The 19,252-nt window shown below is 48.4% G+C and carries 18 protein-coding genes; 7 read left to right on the top strand and 11 right to left on the bottom strand.

The window, feature by feature from the left end:
- Positions 1-3: 3 nt before the first annotated feature.
- From K9N75_RS21440 to fdnG, 7 genes are all read right to left on the bottom strand, one after another.
- Positions 4-1,299 (bottom strand): MFS transporter, encoded by a 1,296-nt coding sequence (locus tag K9N75_RS21440; protein ID WP_004090740.1) that lies wholly within the window; start codon positions 1,297-1,299, stop codon positions 4-6.
- A 63-nt stretch (positions 1,300-1,362) separates the two neighbouring features.
- A complete protein-coding gene (locus K9N75_RS21435) occupies positions 1,363-2,304 on the bottom strand; it encodes a sugar kinase (protein WP_224452095.1) in 942 nt (313 codons plus the stop codon).
- A gap of 1 nt (position 2,305) precedes the next feature.
- Positions 2,306-3,058 carry a sugar phosphate isomerase/epimerase family protein gene (locus K9N75_RS21430; RefSeq protein WP_064572436.1) on the bottom strand — a complete coding sequence of 251 codons (753 nt, stop codon included), beginning with the start codon at positions 3,056-3,058 and terminating at the stop codon, positions 2,306-2,308.
- A gap of 288 nt (positions 3,059-3,346) precedes the next feature.
- Complete coding sequence (gene fdhE, locus K9N75_RS21425) at positions 3,347-4,276, bottom strand: formate dehydrogenase accessory protein FdhE (RefSeq protein ID WP_008815683.1); 930 nt, start codon at positions 4,274-4,276, stop codon at positions 3,347-3,349.
- Positions 4,277-4,510: 234 nt separating this feature from the next.
- Positions 4,511-5,143: a formate dehydrogenase cytochrome b556 subunit gene (fdoI, locus tag K9N75_RS21420; RefSeq protein WP_008815682.1), complete on the bottom strand. Its 633-nt coding sequence runs from the start codon at positions 5,141-5,143 to the stop codon at positions 4,511-4,513.
- Positions 5,140-6,078, bottom strand: a complete 939-nt coding sequence (gene fdxH, locus K9N75_RS21415; protein WP_004090733.1) for a formate dehydrogenase subunit beta — start codon at positions 6,076-6,078, stop codon at positions 5,140-5,142. Before fdxH ends, fdoI begins: the two co-directional genes overlap by 4 nt.
- 12 nt (positions 6,079-6,090) lie before the next feature.
- Positions 6,091-9,141 carry a formate dehydrogenase-N subunit alpha gene (gene fdnG, locus K9N75_RS21410; RefSeq protein WP_105375229.1) on the bottom strand — a complete coding sequence of 1,017 codons (3,051 nt, stop codon included), beginning with the start codon at positions 9,139-9,141 and terminating at the stop codon, positions 6,091-6,093.
- Positions 9,142-9,434: 293 nt separating this feature from the next.
- Here fdnG and fdhD point away from each other — a divergent pair, with 293 nt between their 5' ends.
- The gene (gene fdhD, locus K9N75_RS21405) at positions 9,435-10,241 is read left to right on the top strand and encodes a formate dehydrogenase accessory sulfurtransferase FdhD (protein ID WP_040012421.1); all 807 of its coding nucleotides are present in this window, start codon (positions 9,435-9,437) and stop codon (positions 10,239-10,241) included.
- Positions 10,242-10,416: 175 nt separating this feature from the next.
- Here the strand turns inward: fdhD and K9N75_RS21400 are convergent, their stop codons facing one another.
- Positions 10,417-11,310, bottom strand: coding sequence for a DUF2167 domain-containing protein (locus K9N75_RS21400; RefSeq protein ID WP_224452094.1), 894 nt, complete (start codon positions 11,308-11,310; stop codon positions 10,417-10,419).
- Positions 11,311-11,879: 569 nt separating this feature from the next.
- Between K9N75_RS21400 and sodA the strand changes: the two genes are divergently transcribed.
- Positions 11,880-12,506: a superoxide dismutase [Mn] gene (gene sodA / locus K9N75_RS21395; RefSeq protein WP_166713612.1), complete on the top strand. Its 627-nt coding sequence runs from the start codon at positions 11,880-11,882 to the stop codon at positions 12,504-12,506.
- 127 nt (positions 12,507-12,633) lie between these two features.
- Entirely contained in the window at positions 12,634-13,305 is a 672-nt protein-coding gene (gene yiiM, locus K9N75_RS21390) for a 6-hydroxyaminopurine reductase (RefSeq protein WP_039186130.1), read from the top strand.
- On the opposite strand, the gene dsdC is transcribed toward yiiM, so the two are convergent.
- Positions 13,302-14,249 (bottom strand): DNA-binding transcriptional regulator DsdC, encoded by a 948-nt coding sequence (gene dsdC / locus K9N75_RS21385; protein ID WP_008815676.1) that lies wholly within the window; start codon positions 14,247-14,249, stop codon positions 13,302-13,304. The two genes, yiiM and dsdC, sit on opposite strands and share 4 nt — an antisense overlap.
- Before the next feature lie 223 nt (positions 14,250-14,472).
- Here dsdC and dsdX point away from each other — a divergent pair, with 223 nt between their 5' ends.
- Together dsdX and dsdA are read left to right on the top strand one after the other, a co-directional pair.
- Positions 14,473-15,810, top strand: a complete 1,338-nt coding sequence (gene dsdX, locus K9N75_RS21380) for a D-serine transporter DsdX (protein WP_039186129.1) — start codon at positions 14,473-14,475, stop codon at positions 15,808-15,810.
- Between the two features lie 12 nt (positions 15,811-15,822).
- Complete coding sequence (dsdA, locus tag K9N75_RS21375; RefSeq protein WP_224452093.1) at positions 15,823-17,154, top strand: D-serine ammonia-lyase; 1,332 nt, start codon at positions 15,823-15,825, stop codon at positions 17,152-17,154.
- A 197-nt stretch (positions 17,155-17,351) separates the two neighbouring features.
- Here the strand turns inward: dsdA and K9N75_RS21370 are convergent, their stop codons facing one another.
- Positions 17,352-17,978 (bottom strand): lysoplasmalogenase, encoded by a 627-nt coding sequence (locus K9N75_RS21370; RefSeq protein WP_035502535.1) that lies wholly within the window; start codon positions 17,976-17,978, stop codon positions 17,352-17,354.
- A gap of 282 nt (positions 17,979-18,260) precedes the next feature.
- Between K9N75_RS21370 and K9N75_RS21365 the strand changes: the two genes are divergently transcribed.
- Together K9N75_RS21365 and K9N75_RS21360 are read left to right on the top strand one after the other, a co-directional pair.
- On the top strand, positions 18,261-18,581 hold the full coding sequence (locus K9N75_RS21365; protein ID WP_224452092.1) for a DUF1820 family protein: 321 nt from the start codon (positions 18,261-18,263) through the stop codon (positions 18,579-18,581).
- Positions 18,578-18,937: a DUF2500 domain-containing protein gene (locus tag K9N75_RS21360; RefSeq protein ID WP_008815671.1), complete on the top strand. Its 360-nt coding sequence runs from the start codon at positions 18,578-18,580 to the stop codon at positions 18,935-18,937. Before K9N75_RS21365 ends, K9N75_RS21360 begins: the two co-directional genes overlap by 4 nt.
- A gap of 39 nt (positions 18,938-18,976) precedes the next feature.
- Here the strand turns inward: K9N75_RS21360 and K9N75_RS21355 are convergent, their stop codons facing one another.
- Positions 18,977-19,249, bottom strand: a complete 273-nt coding sequence (locus K9N75_RS21355) for a DUF1145 family protein (protein ID WP_004090705.1) — start codon at positions 19,247-19,249, stop codon at positions 18,977-18,979.
- Positions 19,250-19,252: the final 3 nt, after the last annotated feature.

The raw sequence follows: 19,252 nt of genomic DNA, 5'->3' as shown, positions 1-19,252 counted from the left end.
CATTTATTTCCCCTGAGAAACGGCAGGAGCTGATTTAACAGCGACTTTTTTTTGAGCGTCTGAAGGTTTCACGATGAGCGTTAGCCACACAGCAACCAATAACGCACCGGCCATGAATACGTAGGATGCGGCTGGCGATCCGGTTGAGCCATTCAGATAACCGACGAACCATGAGCCAAAGAAAGAGCCCAGCGCGCCCATGCTGTTAATTAATGCCATTGCACCACCTGAAACGTTGCGTGGTAGCATTTCTGGAATGATGGCGAAGAACGGACCATAAGGCGCATACATCGCGGCTCCGGCAATGACCAGCAGCGTATAAGACCACCAGAAATGGTTAGCGCCTACTAGGTAAGAACCGATAAATGCCAATGCGCCAATGAGCAGTAAAGGCCATACAAAGAGTTTGCGATTTTGCATTTTGTCAGATGCCCAAGACACCACGATCATTGCAATCGTTGCCGCTAAATAAGGCACCGCAGAGAGCCATCCTGCTTCAACCATTCCCATGTCAGAACCGTGGCGTAGAATTGACGGTAACCACAGAACAAACCCGTACACGCCGATGCTCCAGGCAAAATATTGAGCACACAGGATAATGACGTTCCGCGAACGGAAAGCTTCGCCATAGTTACGTACGGCCTTAATGCCTTGCTGTTCTTCTAACAATTTAGCCTGCAGAGCGGCTTTTTCTGATTCGCTCAACCAGCCCACTTGCTCTGGTTTGTCTTTAACCAATACCCACCAGCAGAATGCCCAAATGACCGCAGGGAATCCTTCAAATATGAACATTTCGCGCCAGCCATAGGCATGGATTAGATAGCCAGACACTACTGACATCCACAAAACCGTGACCGGATTGCCTAAAATGAGGAAGGTATTAGCTCTGGAACGTTCGGCTTTGGTAAACCAGTTACTGATATAGATAAGCATGGCTGGCATGACCGCCGCCTCGACGACGCCGAGGGCAAAACGAATTGCGGCCAGTGCCGGAATATTACTAACCAGACCGGTTAAGGTGGCGCACATCCCCCACAGAATTAAGCACCAAAATACCAGTTTGCGCACGCTGCGTCGTTCGGCATAGATTGCACCAGGTATTTGAAAGAAAAAGTAGCCGAGGAAGAACAGCGCACCCAGCAGGGAGGCCATTCCTTTGGTGATACCAAGGTCTTCGTTAATTCCTGCGGCAGAGGCAAAGCTGAAGTTCGCGCGATCAAGATAAGCCATGCTGTAAGTGATAAAAATCACCGGCATGATGTACCACCAGCGCTTCGGGGCAATCGTTGATTTGCTCATGGTTATAATCCTTCAGTATGATTTAGATACATCCTTGGGATGTAGGGCCCAGAGGTGGATGTGTTATTCGCCGAGCTGAGCTCGGGTTGGTAAACCTTCGCTATCACCAATGGCCTGTACGGCCAGTGCCCCGATTTTATTGCCGCGCATAACGGCCTCTGGTAGGGCTTTACCTTCTAACAGCGCACTGATCACACCAACAGCAAAACCGTCACCAGCGCCTACGGTATCAATGACGTTCTCAACGCGAACAGCGGCTACGTGTTGCTGGTGGCCATCGGCGGTTTTAAACCATGCGCCATCTGGCCCTAATTTGATGATGACGGCTTTTACACCGCGGCTAAGGTAAAAATCAGCAATGTCTTCCGGCGTCTGTTTGCCTGTCAGAATTTGTCCTTCTTTTAGCCCAGGCAAAACCCAATCTGCTTGAAATGCTAACGCATTGAGCTTTTCACACATCACTTGCTGACTCGGCCATAGCACTGGACGTAAGTTTGGGTCAAAGGAGATAGTTTTGCCCATTGCGCGCATCTCTTTGGCGGCGTGATTCGCCAGTTCTAACGAGTCAGTTGAAAGGGCTGCCGCTACGCCGCTAAGGTGCAAATGGCGGGCTTGAGAAAAGTAAGTGCGATCGAAGTCATGAACCGAAAGATGGCTAGCCGCAGAGCCTTTGCGGAAGTATTCCACCTTGGGATCGGTTCCATTTTCTGCTTTAGATTTCAGCTGAAAACCGGTTGGGAAGCGCTGATCGACGATAACGCATTGGTGGTCGATCCCCTCTTGCTCCAGAGTAGCTAGAGTAAAGTGACCAAAGGAGTCATCACCCACGCGGCTCACCCATCCAACATTCATGCCAAGACGAGATAAACCAATGGAGACATTTAGCTCCGCTCCTGCGATACGCTTAGTAAACTGCATTGCCTGATCCAGTTCACCGGTCTCATTGGCGACGAACATTGTCATTGCTTCGCCATAGGTGATCACGTCTAGCTGTGAAGTTTTCATATCAGTTCGCTCTCAATAAATTAACGTAGTGGCGAGTGATTGCAGTCAAATCATCGCCTTCTAAAGGGAATTCAATACCGCGCATGACTTGATTAGGAAGCTGTGACAGCAGAGGTTTCCAGCGACCATCACTATTATCCAATTCGACCGCGCACCAGCCTTGGACTCGTTTTTCAGCCGCTTTTACATGCACGTAGTGCACCATATGCGCCAGTTTTTGCGCAGCGATCTCGGCATCTTCATTCACCCAATCCCAGTTGGCCATATCAAAGGTCATGCGTATCGGTGAGTGGCAATCTTGCACGGCGGCAAAGAAAGCATTCAGAGGTGAAAGAGTGCCGCAGTCTGCCGTTTGGTCGTTTTCAACGACCAGCGGAACATCGTATTTTTTGAGTAAGGCGTTTAGCGCGGTAAAGTCATAGCCGGGCTGATAGTGCCCAAGGGAGAATTTGACCAAACGGGCATTTAGCTCGATGGCTTCATGAAGGCGTTGCTCAAGAGCAGGATTCAGCAAACCGTCTGGAGTAAAAAGACCTTCAGGCACGGAGTACACGGCAAAGAGTTGATGACGGGCAATCTGCTTCGTGAGATCACCTAACGTTTGCAACTCTGCCTGCGATAATAGTTCACGGCGGATTTCTACGCCGTCTGCGCCAGACTCCGCAATAATCGGCAATAGATTAGCCTGCCCGCCCAGCTCATTGACTTTGTCCCAGCCGTAAGCGGCAGTGACCACGACGATTTCTCTTTTCATATTCACTCCAATGACGATTAATTCATCATCAATTCAATAACGCCAAGATATTTGGAACCGGTTCCATAAAAAAGTGGAAAAATGATGATGTATGACAGTGGTCACATATTGGTTCGGGGGGAATTCAGAAGTGTGACCGATGTGGGATTGTCATTGCAAAATGTAAGGAGACTTCGTTTATCAAAGCAGAGGTAGTCGCTATTTTTTACGCACTTTGGCTTTGGAAAGCGTTTTAAACTCATAAAAAAGCCCACCGCAGATTGGGCAGGCTTTTGAACCAAGAGGTAATTACTCTCCAGGGAATAGGAAAGGATTGATGCTACTGCGTCCGAAACCTTCTTCTTCCATTTTAGCGTCGAGCACTAACGTTGCTAAGTCGTCTGCAACGGGCTCCACTTTTGGATCTTTTTCCTGATAGACCATCTTCAGGTAAGTACCACAATCACCGCAGCTTTCTGCTTTCACAGCGGCATTCTCACTGTCCAGCGACCAGTAGTTTAAATCGCGGGTTTGTTCGCAGTTGGTGCACTTCACACGAACTACATGCCATTCGCTTTCGCACAGGTTGCAGTGCAGATAGCGCAGTCCGTTAGTTGTACCCATGTGGATAACGCTGGCAACAGGCATACTGCCGCACACGGGGCAGTATTGACGATTTTCGCCATATTCTGCCTTGGCTTTGCCTGGCATTTGTGTCGCCATCTGTGCCCAATAAAGCGACAGCGCCGCCCAGATAAACGGAGCTTTGTCGCTTCCGACAACGCCGAAATTACCGGCAAACAGATCTTTTGCCATGATTTCTAATTCGGAATCAGACGTCTTGGCCAAGTTTTCCAGTACGGGCTGAATATGCTCCGGAGCATCAGGCATCAACTCGGCAATCAGTGCCTGTAGCAGCGTGTGCCAGTGATGTGAACGCGGGAAAATCGAGGTATCCAACGGTGGCTTGCCTAACGCGGCGGCATTGGTCAGCGTTTGGGTGAGATCGAGCGTTAGCGGATTGTCGTGTAGCGCTTTTTGCTGCGCTTCAGCAATCGCCGCCGCAAAATTAAGGTAATCGCCCAGAGGATTATTTTCCGCGAGCTGACGTAAACGTTCTGCGCGGCGGGAATAGAGGCTTTTCAGGTTAGCGAAAAGTACGGGTGGAATATTATCCAAGCCACCTGTCTTTTCACGCTCTGCGCCTAGCTGTTCTTTTGGGACGATTTTAATGCTCATTGATGAAATCCAGTGTTGAGTTAGTCGCTCTAGTAACCGATGAGTGGTTTGTTTATTAAGGTTTAAGTAAGGCTTCGCTCGCCTGTCAGTTACGGCTTTCATATACCGATTTAGCTGAAGGTGTTCGAAAAGGGGCTCTCGTGTGAGCCCCAAACTCCACGCAGACGTCCTGCCTGCGTGGCTTTCCTAACCTATAGCAAAAAACGTGAACGTCATGATGTCAGAAATAGAGGTTCATTTCCGCTCTTGTTCTTTAGCTCGCACCTCTCGATACCAGCGCGGATGGTGTTTTTTGGCCCACGCAGCGGGCACCCAGCCTTCGACCATCGCCGTGATCGTGCCTTTCACCCACAGAGCTGCATAGATGTGAACCATAATAACAACAATCAGCAGCACTGCGGCGAATGAATGCACCATCAGCGCCACGCGGATCACTGGAATGGAGAACGCATCGGCGAAATAAGGACGCCAAATCACTACGCCGCTGGCTAAAAGTAGAATCAGGCTGCCGATAGCGGCCCAAAACACACACTTCTGTCCAAAGTTATAGCGACCGGTATCACCGACTTCTTCATTCATCGCAATCTTATGAATGTTTTTCGCCCATGTGATGTCTTCACGGTTGATGAGATTATGTTTCCAATAGCGGAAGAACATGATCAGGAACGAAGCAAACATCACTACACCAAAGAACGGATGTAGGATACGCGCGAGCTGCGGCGTGCCCATAATGTACATCAGCCAGTTAAACGACGGGAAAAAGAACCCGAGGCCGCTGATTGACACGACAATAAAGCAGAATGCCACAATCCAGTGGTTAATACGCTCTGGCGCTGAGTAACGCTGAATCGGCTTTTCCTTCCTCATTTGCGCTCCTCCTTCTCATGCTGGTCGACTTCTGGTTTGATATCATCCACCTTGCCGTCGATCTCTCCCTCTTCTTCGTCGTGTACGCGGTTTGGACCTACGCCGACGTAGTGGAAGATACTCGCCGCGAAAGTGGCAGCAAAACCGACGGCAGCCAATGGTTTCCAGATGCCTTTCCAGAACTGAACCGTTGGGCTGATGGTCGGGTCTTTCGGCAAGCCGTGATACAGTTCCGGTTTGTCAGCATGATGTAGAACGTACATGACGTGAGTACCGCCGACGCCGGCAGGATCGTATAGACCCGCGTTGGCGAAGCCACGAGTATGCAGTTCGTTGATACGCCCTGCAGCCAGCTCTTTCATTGCTTCTTTGGTACCGAAATGAATCGCGCCCGTTGGACAGGTTTTCACGCAGGCGGGTTCTTGACCAACGGCAACGCGGTCAACGCATAGGGTACATTTGTATACCCGATTGTCTTCCTTGTTCATGCGCGGTACGTCAAAGGGGCAACCAGCGATACAGTAGCCACAGCCAATACAGTGCTCTGACTGGAAATCGACGATGCCGTTAGCGTACTGGATAATTGCACCTTCGGACGGGCAGGCTTTCAGACAGCCTGGGTCCGCGCAGTGCATACAGCCATCCTTACGAATGAGCCATTCCAGCTTGCCGTTTTCCTCAACTTCAGAAAAACGCATCACCGTCCACGATTTAGCGGTTAAATCGGCGGGGTTATCATACACGCCGACGTTATGACCCACTTCATCGCGAATATCGTTCCACTCTGAGCAGCCCACCTGACAGGCTTTACAGCCGATGCAGGTGGTAACGTCAATCAGCTTCGCCACTTCTTCCTGATGATTACGCGCCTCGGGAGGCGGCGTCAGAGAATTGGTGGCAGAGCGCCGGATTATGTCCTGAGATTGATAAGCCATAATGCGTCTCCGTTACACCTTTTCCACATTAACCAGGAACGCCTTGAATTCAGGCGTTTGCGTATTGGCATCACCGACAAACGGCGTCAACGTGTTGGCGATAAAGCCCTTCTTCGCCACGCCTTGATAGCCCCAGTGGATTGGAATACCGATAGTATCGATGTCTTTGCCATCCACCTTCAGCGTGCGGATACGCTTCGTCACCACGGCCTTGGCCTTAATGTAGCCGCGGTTAGAGCTGACCTTCACCGTATCGCCATGCTTGATGCCTTTCTTCTCTGCCAGTTTTTCACCAATTTCAACGAACTGCTCAGGCTGAAGAATGGCATTCAGCAGAGCGTGCTTGGTCCAGTAGTGGAAATGCTCAGTCAGACGATAGGTTGTGCCCACGTATGGGAATTTATCAGCTTTCCCCATGGCAGCCAGATCGTCTTTAAACACACGTGCAGCAGGGTTAGACACCACGTTTGGATGCAGTGGGTTAGTTCCCAACGGTGTTTCGAACGGCTCATAGTGTTCAGGGAATGGGCCTTCAGCCATTTTATCAATGGCAAATAGGCGTCCCATCCCTTCAGGCTGCATGATGAATGGACCAACGCCGCTGTTGGGTGCTGCGGTACTGTAGTCAGGAATATCAATACCAGACCACTTCGCACCGTCCCACTCCAGCAACTGGCGTTTGGGATCCCACGGTTTACCCGATGGGTCTGCCGACGCACGGTTATACAGAATACGGCGGTTAAGTGGCCATGCCCACGCCCAGCCTAAAGTATTACCTAAACCGGACGGATCGCTATTATCACGACGCGCCATCTGGTTACCCTCTGGCGTCCAGCTACCGGCAAAGATCCAGCAACCACTTGACGTGGTGCCGTCGTCGCGTAACTGAGCAAAGGAGCTAAGTTGCTGGCCTTTTTTCACCAAAACGGCGCCGGTGGTTGGGTCAACCAAATCGGCTAAGGCTTTACCGTTGTTTTCTCTCGCTACTTCTTCTGGTGCTGGATTTTCTGGCGTGAGGTAATCCCACGTCATATTCAGCACCTGCTCTGGCAAAGCTCCCCCCTCTTTGGCATACATTTCTCGCAGGCGTAGGAAGATACCCGCCAGAATTTCACCGTCGTTCAGGGCTTCCCCTGGGGCGTCCGCGCCTTTCCAGTGCCATTGCAGCCAACGGCCGGAGTTAACGATAGAACCGTTTTCTTCAGCAAAGCAGGTCGATGGCAGGCGGAAGACTTCTGTTTGAATCTGCGACGGATCAACGTCGTTAAATTCGTCGTGGTTCTGCCAGAAGGTTGATGTTTCTGTATTCAGCGGATCGATCGTCACCAAGAATTTCAGCTTGGAAAGCGATTGCACCACTTTGTTTTTATTAGGGAACGAGGCAACTGGGTTAAAGCCCTGACATAGATAGCCATTTACTTTACCTTGCGACATCATTTCGAAGTACTGGAGTACGTCGTAGCCTTTATCCCACTTCGGTAACCAGTCAAAGCCCCAGTTATTTTCTTTCTGCGCTTTATCACCATAGAAAGATTTCATCAGGCTGACGAAGAACTTAGGCGTATTACCCCAGTAGTTCACCTGACCCGGTAGCGTTGGTTTTGGTGTGGTGGCAGCCAGATAGGTTTCCAGATCGGTCTGTTTTTCAGACGGCAGATTCAGATATCCCGGTAAGCTGGTAGACAGAAGACCTAAGTCGGTTAGACCCTGAATGTTAGAGTGTCCGCGTAGCGCGTTAACACCACCGCCAGCCATACCCATGTTGCCGAGCAGTAGCTGGATCATCGCCATAGTACGGATGTTCTGTGCGCCAACAGAGTGTTGTGTCCAGCCCAAGGCATACAGGAACGACGCGGTTTTATCCACGGCGCTGGTTTCAGCAATATATTCACACACTGTTAGGAAATCGGCTTTAGGCGTCCCACAGATATTCTCGACGACTTCCGGTGTGTAACGGCTGACGTGCTCACGCAACATATTCCACACGCAGCGTGGATCTTGCAGAGTGTCATCACGTTTAGCGAAACCATTCTCGTCGAGCTGATAGTTCCACGTTGTTTTATCGTAGGTACGTTTTTCTTCGTTATAGCCGCTGAATAAACCGTCGTCGAAGGCATAGTCTTCACGCACTAGCAGGCTAGCGTTGGTGTAGTTTTTAACGTACTCAGCGTTGATCTTGTTGTTGCTGATCAGATACAGCAAAACGCCCGACAGGAATGCAATGTCGGTACCGGAGCGGATCGGCGTGTAGAAGTCAGCCACCGAAGCGGTTCGGGTAAAACGTGGATCGATAACGATCAGCTTGGCTTTGTTGTGGATCTTGGCTTCCATCGCCCAGCGGAATCCGACGGGATGCGCTTCAGCGGCGTTACCACCCATGACCACAATCAGGTTGGCATTTTTAATATCCACCCAATGGTTTGTCATCGCACCGCGACCAAATGTTGGAGCAAGACTTGCTACCGTTGGTCCGTGTCAGACACGCGCTTGGTTATCCACGGCAAGCATGCCGAGGGCGCGACTAAATTTTTGGGTTAAATAACCTGTTTCGTTGCTGGAAGCTGATGCACACAACATACCGGTAGAGAGCCAACGGTTAACCGTCGTGCCTTGCTCGTTGGTTGGAATGAAGTTGGCATCGCGGTCTTCTTTCATCAGCTTGGCGATGCGATCAAAAGCATCGTCCCAAGTGAGGCGCTGCCATTTATCTGAGCCAGGAGCGCGATATTCTGGGTATTTCAGACGTGATTCACTGTGGATGAAGTCCACCAGACCGGCACCTTTAGGGCACAAGGCTCCACGGTTTACCGGATGATCAGGGTCACCTTCAATGTGGAAAATACTTTCTTTTGCGTTCTTTGCGCCGTCACCGAGGCTGTACATCAACAACCCACAGCCGACAGAACAGTATGTACAGGTATTACGGGTTTCGCGTGCGCGTAGCAGTTTATACTGCCGAGTTTCCGCGAGTGCTACCGCTGGAGCAAAGCCCAACGCAGCGGCCGTGGTGCCTGCCATACCGCCAGCGCAGATCTTAAAGAACTGTCTTCTGCTGACCTGCATGGAGATCTCCTTACGTATCTACCCTTTACCTTCCAAGTTACCTGCAAGATAGGTATGGCTTGAAAGCTATCGAGTATCACATTGCTTCAAAAAGTTTGTTTTCTTGGTTTGTTTACAAATAAATCATTAAACCCGAGGTTCCATAGTTTGCGCTGAGGTTTCTCGGTATGACTTTTTAGGGTCAAACTTTGCTAACTTGCTCACTCTTGGGGGCGTGCGAAGTTACTTTGTGCTTAAATACTACCACATGAATCCTGTGGTTGTTACAGGTAGGTATCAAAGACGTGAATAAGATGAGTTTCTTAAATAATAATCCGGTTAATGGTGTTCGCCAAACAATGGTGCAACAACGTGGGCAACTGCACACTTCACAGTCTGATTGGGTTGCAGAAGAGGTACCCGTAGCGCTGGTTTATAACGGTATATCCCACGTAGTGATGATGGCATCACCAAAGGATTTTGAGGCGTTCGCTCTAGGCTTTTCACTTTCTGAAGGGATTATCCGTACGCCACAGGATATTTACGGTATGGATGTCGTTCCGGCATGTAACGGCGTTGAAGTGCAGATCGAACTCTCTAGTCGCTGTTTTATGTCGCTAAAAGAGCGTCGGCGTTCGATGGCGGGGCGCACTGGCTGCGGAGTGTGCGGCGTGGAACAGATTACCGACGTTGTTCGTCCGCTAGAGCCGTTGCCATTTACCCAAACTTTTGACCTAGAAAATTTGGATAACGCTTTACGCCAGTTGCGCAGCGTGCAGCACATTGGTGATTTAACAGGTTGTACTCACGCCGCTGCTTGGATTGATCCGCTCGGTGAGTTACAGGGCGGTTGTGAAGATATTGGTCGTCATGTGGCGTTAGATAAACTGCTGGGTATCCGTGCTAAGCAGCCGTGGACACAAGGAGCTGTATTGGTTTCGAGCCGGGCCAGCTACGAGATGGTGCAAAAAGCAGCGATGTGCGGTGTGGAGATTTTGTTTGCCGTCTCTGCGGCAACGACCCTAGCAATTGATGTCGCTGATAAATGTAATTTAACGCTGGTGGGATTCAGTAAACCAGGTCGTGGAACGGTGTTCACGCATCCACAAAGGTTGCGGTAGGTTTGTTGCAGGGAAATATATTCCTGTCATGCTTCAAGTTGCCTTTTTGTTGGCTGCGTTCGCTTAACCTAATCACTTGCCGCCTCAATGCAACTCAACCATTTTAGGGGATAAGCGATGACGGGATGTATTTAACTGTTGGCGGATAAGCCATTATCTTACCCGCCACGTCGTTTTATTTTTTCTTGCCGGAAATAGCTTTCCATAATCCCGCTACCGCGGCGAGGATTACAACGAAGAATTTCTTCAAGAATATTATAATTAAGCCAATTAGACCCGCTTTTTTAGCTGTGACCGCAGCGCCGCCAGCAACTAATGCTGCGAGAGAATAAGAGGATGTTGTATCCCAAAAATGATGGTCTTCATAACGGTTTCCCTCAGTAAATGAGGCTACTTTTAATAAATCTGGTGCTGATTTTTTCACTGCGGGTAAATCTTTTTTGTCGGCAATAATGTTAATGCTCAATACACCTTTACGACCAAGGTTTCTGATATAATAGTTGACTGCTTCATCCGAAGCAGTAGGGTTCAGGCTTAAACGTTGTGCCCAATAAATAATATGTGAGCTTTGATCGTAGTGAGGCGCTTCTGCCCAACCTAATAGATATATCGGGTCATAACCCTGATGTTGTCTTTCTATATTTCCAACTGAGGTTTGCTGCTGCATATCCTTGAGGACTTTATCATAATCAATAGTTTTGGCATCGTCATCGGAGATGTAGGCATCATCCTCAAATGTGATCTCAGCGCCCCAGCCTCTCTCCTCAAGTGGAGATAAATCGACGGGAACTAGCATGCCAAGTCCCAGTTCACCGCTGGGCGGGTTTCCCCAACCATCAACTAAAACCTTTTCACTGTCTTGAGGTGATAGATAACGAAATTTATCACCTGTATTAATTATGATATTTCCATTTAGTAAATTTATAGTACCTTGCTGATAGTGTAATTTTCTTTCAAGGTTTTTGAGATTAGAGGTTAGCTCAGCATGAGCACAAGTCGATAATAGCCCAATGATTAAAGCGATTTTAGTCAATGCCTTTGAATACTTCCTTGATAGTATGTGGGCCATTTTTAGTCCGTTAAGTTTGAGCTGTTGATAATAGATATGCTATAAATCTTATAGCTCAAAATATACCACTTATGCTATCTCGATAAAATTAATCTGTGGCATAATAATGTTTTACAGGTGCTTAATTGGTTTTGTCATGTTGACTTTCATCAGCGTTATGAATTTATTTTGACGTGTTTATTCTTTCTGTAAGAAGCATTTTTATCATGCTAGATATTAAATCAGCTCATTCTTGAAAATAATTTTTAAAGAAAAATAGAACCATTATTTTCAGTGGGAACACATCTTCGCTTTTGTGCTTATGAGTTGTAGGAGTGCGCACAGAGTTTCTATGTGCTAGCGACAATCACAACAATCGGTAAAAACAATGAATAAAAACCTGACCTCAAAATGAGGCTGAAAACCGCGCTAACGCTGAAGTAGCGCAAGCTTAAGCTACCGATTTCTCAAAAACCACATCGCCAGCAGGTAATTGATAATCATTTTCAATATCATTTAATCAACTATAATGACCAGACTGCTTAACCGGAGCGGATGTTTTGCTCCTTGGAAATCTGGAGAAGATGAATATGAGCTATACCCTGCCATCCCTACCGTACGCCTATGATGCACTAGAGCCTCACTTCGATAAGCAAACGATGGAAATCCATCACAGCAAACACCATCAGGCTTATGTTAATAACGCCAATGCTGCACTGGAATCGTTGCCTGAATTGGCAAAACTGACCGCCGAAGAGTTGATTGCTCAGCTCGACAAAGTGCCGACCGAAAAACGCACTGCGTTACGCAATAACGCGGGCGGCCACGCTAACCACAGTTTCTTCTGGAAAGGACTGAAACTTGGAACTGAGCTGAAAGGCGATTTTAAAGCGGCTATCGAGCGCGATTTTGGCAGCGTTGACAAATTTAAAGAAGAATTTGAGAAAGCAGCAGCAACTCGTTTTGGCTCCGGCTGGGCGTGGTTGGTGTTAAAAGATGACGGTAAACTGGCCGTGGTTTCTACTGCGAATCAGGACAGTCCGCTAATGGGCGAAGCCGTTTCTGGTGCTTCTGGTTACCCAATTGCGGGTCTGGACGTATGGGAACATGCTTATTACCTGAAATATCAAAACCGTCGTCCAGATTACATCAAAGCTTTCTGGAGCGTAGTGAACTGGGATGAAGCGGCAAAACGCTTCGCTGAAGCGAAAAAATAAGAGTCTGTTAAAGACAGTCACTATCAGAGCGTGGGGAAACCCACGCTTTTTTGTTTTTAAACTCGAGTAGCACGGTATAGTACTGCCATAGCCATTTTCTCAATAGAATCTGCTTTGGGAGCTCAACATGCACTATCCAACTATTTATGTCGGCACCATCGTTCCTTATGAGGGCAGTAAGCCCAGCGCTATAGGTAAACGTCAGATCACGGGCGGCGTGATGCTTCACCGGCTGGGGCTGGATGGCGATGAGCAGGCAGAGAAAAAAGTGCATGGCGGGCCCGATCGCGCGTTGTGCCACTACCCGCGCGAACATTATCATTTCTGGCGTCAGCAGTATCCACAACAGGCAGAGCAGTTTTGCGCCCCTGCCTTGGGGGAAAACATCTCCACTGAGGGCATGACTGAAGAAAACGTGTTTATCGGTGATATTTATCGCTGGGGCGACGCATTTATTCAGGTCACGCAGCCACGTTCTCCTTGCTACAAACTCAATTATCACATGGATATTGAGGAATTTTCCGTGCAGATGCAGGAAACAGGGCGTTGTGGTTGGCTGTATCGTATTGTGGGCGAAGGGGTTGTAAGTGAAGATCAGCCGCTAGAGTTGGTATCGCGTAATAGTGGTATTAGTGTGGCAGAAGCTATTTCCATCTGCTTCCATATGCCGTTTGACGAGGAAGAGTACCGCCGCCTCATGTGTGCTGCGGGTATCTCCGCAAGCTGGAGCAAAACGCTACAAATGCGAGTGCTCAGCGGCAAGATTGAAGATATGAATCGGCGACTCTTAGGGGCTTAACCTTCGTTGGCTTCGGCCATGATTTTAAGCCACTGAATGAAAGCATTAATTTTTGGCCACTGGCGTTCTGAAAGCGTTGAAATGTAGTAGCGTTGCTCGCACTGCATTTCAAACTCAGGGAAGGGAGTGATGAGCTCTTTTGTCGCCAGTCTCTTATTGACCAGTTTTTTACGCCCCATCGCTATCCCCACATGATTCATTGCGGCGATGACAGCCAAATCTGAGCGATCGAATCCCATACTGCGCTGATCTTCGGCGATATCAACCTTAAAATGCTGTGCCCAAGAGTGCCATTCACTTTGATCAGAATCGTAACTCCATGCCTGGCGATCGTGTAGTAGCGTGCACTGACGCAGATTGAAAGGTTTGCCGACCAGATCGTGGCGCTCAGCATATTCAGGGCTACAAACCGGAACCATCGACTCATTCATGAGATGCTGGCATGCCAGTTTTTCGGGTGGCTTATCATCGAAATAAATCGCGAGATCGATGCCTGCGCCGCTGAAGTTCACCATTTCGTTGCCGGTTAATATATTTAAGCTAATCGCCGGATATTTCTGTGCAAAATCAGCCAGTTTGGGAACTAACCAGCACTGTGCAATTGAGGGGCGTGAATAGACTGTCAGCGTGCCTGATAATTCCTGACTTTTGATCTCTAAAATTTCTTGATTGAGATAGCTGAGTGATGATTTTAATGCCCAGAATACGCGTTCACCGTCGGGCGTAAGCGCAATTCGGCGATGAAACCGTTGAAACAGCTTGAACCCGAGCTCTTCTTCTAACTGGTTGATCCGGTGACTCACAGCACTTGGGCTAATGGAAAGTTCTTCGGCCGCTAATGCAAAAGATTCATGCCGTGCAGCGACTTCAAACGTATAGAGCTTTGATAGTTGGTAGCCGTTTAGCAGTTTGTTACGTGTGATGTATTTTTGGCCGATATTCATAACTACCCCCCTATTTTTAGGGGTATAGCATATCTGACTTGAGGGACAAACGAGCGTCTGTGGATGATCTAATGTGACCCAAACCAAATATTAATAGCTGAACTTGAGCTATATCACTGCTTTGATTCAATCTGGTTCATGTGAATGATGATTTTCATCGTTTGTCAGGCGTGTTCACTTCTTATCCAATAGAGAGGAGATTTATTACAGGGTGAGGTTGGAAATGGACTCGCAAATTTGGGTAGTCGGAACGCTATTAACAAGCATCATTATAATAATATTAACCATCGTTAAGTTTAAGATTCACCCCTTCCTCGCATTATTACTGGCCAGCTTTTACGTTGGCGTATTAATGGGAATGAATCCGCTGGAAATGGTTAACGCCATTGAAGGTGGAATTGGAGGCACGTTAGGATTTCTGGCCGCCGTCATCGGTCTGGGGACAATTCTTGGCAAAATGATGGAGGTTTCTGGAGCCGCTGAGCGTATAGGTATTACGCTCCAGAAGTGCCGTTGGCTATCACCTGATGTCATTATGGTTTTAGTGGGTTTGGTATGCGGTATTACGCTGTTTGTCGAAGTGGGCGTGGTGTTACTGATTCCTCTGGCATTTTCTATCGCGAAGAAGACGAATACTTCGCTGCTGAAACTGGCTATTCCGCTGTGTACCGCCTTGATGGCAGTACATTGCGTTGTGCCTCCGCATCCGGCAGCGCTATATGTCACTAATGCTTTAGGCGCAGATATTGGCACTGTCATCGTGTATGGCCTCTTTGTTGGCTTGGTCGCATCGCTGATTGGTGGACCACTATTCTTGAAATTTCTCGGCCATCGTCTGCCGTTTAAACAAGTTCCTGCTGCGTTTTCCGAGTTGGAAGTGCGCAAAGAGGAAGATTTACCCTCACTCGGCGCAACGCTGTTTACTGTGCTGCTGCCCATTGTGTTGATGCTGATAAAAACGGCTGCTGAATTAAATATGGCGAAAGGTTCAGCGCTGTATAACTTCTTTGAGTTTATCGGTAACCCAATCACCGCGATGTTCATTGCCGCATTTGTTGCGTATTACGTGTTGGGTATTCGCCAGCATATGAGCATGAGCAAGCTGCTGAGTAAGACCGAAGATGGTTTCTCCTCCATAGCCAATATTTTGCTCATTATCGGCGCGGGTGGTGCCTTTAACGGCATCCTTAAAGCGAGTGGGTTAGCGGATACGCTGGCAGTGCTGCTCTCCAATATGCATATGCATCCAATCCTTTTAGCTTGGCTGGTCGCCATCATTTTGCATGCGGCGGTGGGGTCGGCTACGGTTGCGATGATGGGAGCAACGGCAATTGTTGCTCCGGTACTGCCGCTTTATCCCGACGTGAGTCCTGAGATCATCACTCTAGCGATTGGCTCCGGTGCCATTGGTTGCACGATTGTCACCGACTCACTGTTTTGGCTGGTTAAGCAATACTGTGGGGCTACGCTCAGTGAGACATTCAAATATTACACGGTGGCGACCTTCATCGCGTCACTGATCGCATTAGCAACGACTTTCCTGCTCTCTTATATCGTTTAATCGAGAATATTTATGAATACGTTTGAAATTGAAAATTTGGTTGAACAATATCCATTGGTAAAACAGCTGATTAATTTAGATGAAGTGACATGGTTTAACCCAAAAACGACCACGCTAGCAGAGGGGCTCCCTTATGTTGGCTTAACGCAAGACGATGTAACACAGGCTGAAGCCCGGCTTAAACGATTTGCGCCTTATCTGTGCTTGGCGTTCCCTGAAACGCAAAAAACGCAGGGTATTATTGAGTCTGATGTTGTGGCGATTCCTGCGATGCAACAAGCGTTAGAACAGCGTTACCAGCAGAAGATTGCGGGTCAACTCATGTTGAAAAAGGACAGCCATCTACCGATTTCTGGCTCGATAAAGGCTCGAGGTGGAATTTATGAGGTGCTTACTCATGCCGAAAAATTAGCAATTGAGGCAGGAATGCTCTCTGAAACGGATGACTACAGCGTGCTGTACTCTGATAAGTTCCGCCAATTCTTTAGCCAGTACAGCATTGCCGTTGGATCGACGGGTAATCTAGGTATGTCGATTGGCATCATGAGCGCTAAATTGGGCTTTAGCGTTAGTGTTCATATGTCTGCGGATGCACGGGCGTGGAAAAAGCAAAAGCTACGCGATCACGGTGTGAGCGTCGTGGAATATGCGCAGGATTACGGTGTCGCGGTAGCTCAAGGTCGCAAAGAAGCTGAGTCAGATCCGCGCTGTTTCTTCATCGATGATGAAAATTCCCGCACGTTATTTTTAGGCTATGCCGTGGCTGGTGGACGCTTGCGCCAACAGTTTACCGAGATGGAGATTCGGGTTGATGCAGAGCATCCATTGTTTGTTTATCTTCCTTGTGGTGTCGGCGGTGGGCCTGGCGGCGTTGCATTTGGCTTGAAACTGGCATTTGGCGACCATGTGCACTGTTTCTTCGCAGAGCCGACACATTCACCGTGTATGTTGCTGGGTATCCATACCGGCTTACACGACGAAATTTCGGTACAGGATATTGGTATAGATAATATCACTGCAGCTGATGGTTTAGCCGTAGGCCGCGCATCTGGTTTTGTTGGCCGTGCGATGGAGCGCTTGCTCGACGGTTTCTACACCTTAAGCGATCAAGAAATGTATAACTTGCTGGGGATTCTGAATCAACAGCAAGGGATTCAGCTTGAGCCATCAGCGTTGGCGGGGATGCCAGGGGCGGTGCGGGTTTGCGGTAGTACTGAGTACCTGAACGCTCATGCATTGGATAAGCAAAAAATGCAAAATGCCACCCATCTCGTGTGGGCTACCGGTGGCGGCATGGTGCCTACCGAAGAAATGGCGAAGTACCTTGCGGCGGCAAAAATCTAGTTTTTAGTTCGAGATAAAAACAACGGGGCATTTTGCCTAATGCTGATCGTTTAAGAGAGCGAGATACACGGGGCTAGCACACCGCGGGGCGCTCCGGCAGCTAAAGCTGCTACGACCCCATCGGTGTATTTCCCCTAAAATCACGCTTAAGTGACCGGCATTAGGCATTTTGCCCCGTTTTTGTGTTTTTAATGATTTTACAAATACAGCGAACGAACAATCAGGAAATGCCCGCCAAAATAGCTGGCAGCAATGATGGCGTCGGCAGCACGGAAGGAGAAACGGTAGCGGTTAATGAGCCACACCACGTTTGACAGCAACAGCAATGAAGCTCCCACCAACAGTGAGAAGCCAAAATCAGTACCGCGAGCAAAGTATTGATCTCCCGCCATCCAAACCATCAACAGCGTCATCGCGATATAAGTCACCACCGGCCAGCGCATGTCTTCTAAGCGTGTCCAGATAGTTGCCGTTAGCGCCAGTCCGATAATGATGAGTACAGCCAGCATTGGCAGATAAAACGATACTGTTAATGCGCTGGCAAAGCTGATGGTGTACAGCAAGTGGGACAGAAAAAAAGCGCCGATGGCATAGAGCACGCGTTCACGAGGCAGCAATAGCAAGGCATCAGCCGCCAGAGTCGCTAGCAAACCGAGCAGTATCAGATAGCCATTTGCCTGAATATTTGGGGCGCTCCAAGCTAACAACAGCAGCAGAAGTAAAGTGACTGGTTTAAATACCCAGCGTTGCCAGCGGGGACCACGGTAGCTGGCATCGACAAAAAGCCAACCAGAAAAGAAGACTGCGAGAAATGCCCAACTCATCATTTATCCTTTTTAATTAGCTAGTTAAATTATATAACGCTCTACGTGTTTAGTTGCATGAAGTATAAAATCAAATAAATCGTCACTTATCATCTGAGTGTAGGGGATCACGGCTGGCAGCGACAATCCCTTTAGTTGAAGGCTGTGCGGATGAAGTGTAAACAACTTCATGTTATTTTAAGCCGCTGTACTGATGACGTTATACACGGTATTACGTCATCGGTTTTTACGTTGATGAAGTCTTAAAACGAGAATTGCCCACTGGCAGTGATGAGGAACGTCATGTCTGGTCAACAGCCCTTATACCGTATTCAATTTATGAATAACGGTAAAAACTATCAGCTTTATGTGCGTGAACTTGTACAAAGCAATCTTTTCGGATTTATCGAAATCGCTGATTTTGTTTTTGATACTCAAAGCGCCGTATTAGTCGATCCTTCAGAAGAAAAGCTGAAAAGCGAGTTTTCTGGCGTTTCACGCAGTTTTATCCCCGTTCAAGCGGTTATTCGTATTGATGCCGTTACAGAACGCGGTAGCGCTCGGATCTCAGACCTTGGCGATAATGTAACGACTTTCCCTTACCTGCCAAGCAAAAAACCATGAGTAAACCACCACTGATATTTGTTGTGATCGTTGCCGTTATCGTGGTGTTTGCCGCTCAGCGCTTTATGCAACAACGCCGTCAGAACGCCATCAACGATGCCGCACCGATCAATACTCAGCAGGTTGAAGTCAGCGCCAAGCGTGAATTCCCTGCGCCTAATCGTCGCTCACGCCAGCGTGAAGTGATCGCGGGTGAGGATATGCGCTATGAGGTTTACTTTAAGCCATTGATTGGCGGTAGTGAGCTGAAGTTTATTGTGCCGGAAACGACGTATCATCAGATAGATAAAGGTGCTGTGGGGAAACTCAGCACGCAGGGCACACGTTTTGTTGGTTTTGAAGCCGATGTAAAATAGCGTCACCTCCCCGAGTTTGGGGAGGTGAATTCGGACTGATTATTTTTTCGGTGGTGTATTTTTCTTCTGCCAGGCCAGCAGTTCAAAAACCCCAAACAAGAAGATTCGTACTTCCTGCCATTTACTGATTTTAGGCTGATCTTTGGTCAGCGTCGTTTTCAGCATAGTGACCTGCAAGCCGTGCATCAGAACCATGAACACCAGCGCGACATTCATAAAAATGTTAAGTGGGCGCGTATACGGGTGAACGATGTTAACCAGCATAAATCCCCATACGCACAGCATCAGCAAGCGGCCAATATTAATTCCCATTGT

Origin of the sequence: Hafnia paralvei (assembly GCF_020150375.1) — a bacterium.
In the GTDB taxonomy this organism is placed as follows: domain Bacteria; phylum Pseudomonadota; class Gammaproteobacteria; order Enterobacterales; family Enterobacteriaceae; genus Hafnia; species Hafnia paralvei.
The sequence above is the reverse complement of the archived record's forward strand: the minus strand, read 5'-3'. Positions and strand labels throughout refer to the sequence as shown.

Coding starts and splice junctions, on each gene's coding strand:
- K9N75_RS21430 (WP_064572436.1), bottom strand. CDS start 3,058: ATGAAAAGAGAAATCGTCGTGGTCACTGCCGCTTACGGCTGGGACAAA.
- K9N75_RS21365 (WP_224452092.1), top strand. CDS start 18,261: ATGTCTGGTCAACAGCCCTTATACCGTATTCAATTTATGAATAACGGT.
- K9N75_RS21435 (WP_224452095.1), bottom strand. CDS start 2,304: ATGAAAACTTCACAGCTAGACGTGATCACCTATGGCGAAGCAATGACA.
- dsdC (WP_008815676.1), bottom strand. CDS start 14,249: ATGAATATCGGCCAAAAATACATCACACGTAACAAACTGCTAAACGGC.
- fdhD (WP_040012421.1), top strand. CDS start 9,435: ATGAGTTTCTTAAATAATAATCCGGTTAATGGTGTTCGCCAAACAATG.
- sodA (WP_166713612.1), top strand. CDS start 11,880: ATGAGCTATACCCTGCCATCCCTACCGTACGCCTATGATGCACTAGAG.
- dsdX (WP_039186129.1), top strand. CDS start 14,473: ATGGACTCGCAAATTTGGGTAGTCGGAACGCTATTAACAAGCATCATT.
- fdxH (WP_004090733.1), bottom strand. CDS start 6,078: ATGGCTTATCAATCTCAGGACATAATCCGGCGCTCTGCCACCAATTCT.
- fdoI (WP_008815682.1), bottom strand. CDS start 5,143: ATGAGGAAGGAAAAGCCGATTCAGCGTTACTCAGCGCCAGAGCGTATT.
- K9N75_RS21370 (WP_035502535.1), bottom strand. CDS start 17,978: ATGAGTTGGGCATTTCTCGCAGTCTTCTTTTCTGGTTGGCTTTTTGTC.
- fdhE (WP_008815683.1), bottom strand. CDS start 4,276: ATGAGCATTAAAATCGTCCCAAAAGAACAGCTAGGCGCAGAGCGTGAA.
- K9N75_RS21400 (WP_224452094.1), bottom strand. CDS start 11,310: ATGGCCCACATACTATCAAGGAAGTATTCAAAGGCATTGACTAAAATC.
- K9N75_RS21440 (WP_004090740.1), bottom strand. CDS start 1,299: ATGAGCAAATCAACGATTGCCCCGAAGCGCTGGTGGTACATCATGCCG.
- yiiM (WP_039186130.1), top strand. CDS start 12,634: ATGCACTATCCAACTATTTATGTCGGCACCATCGTTCCTTATGAGGGC.
- K9N75_RS21355 (WP_004090705.1), bottom strand. CDS start 19,249: ATGGGAATTAATATTGGCCGCTTGCTGATGCTGTGCGTATGGGGATTT.
- dsdA (WP_224452093.1), top strand. CDS start 15,823: ATGAATACGTTTGAAATTGAAAATTTGGTTGAACAATATCCATTGGTA.
- K9N75_RS21360 (WP_008815671.1), top strand. CDS start 18,578: ATGAGTAAACCACCACTGATATTTGTTGTGATCGTTGCCGTTATCGTG.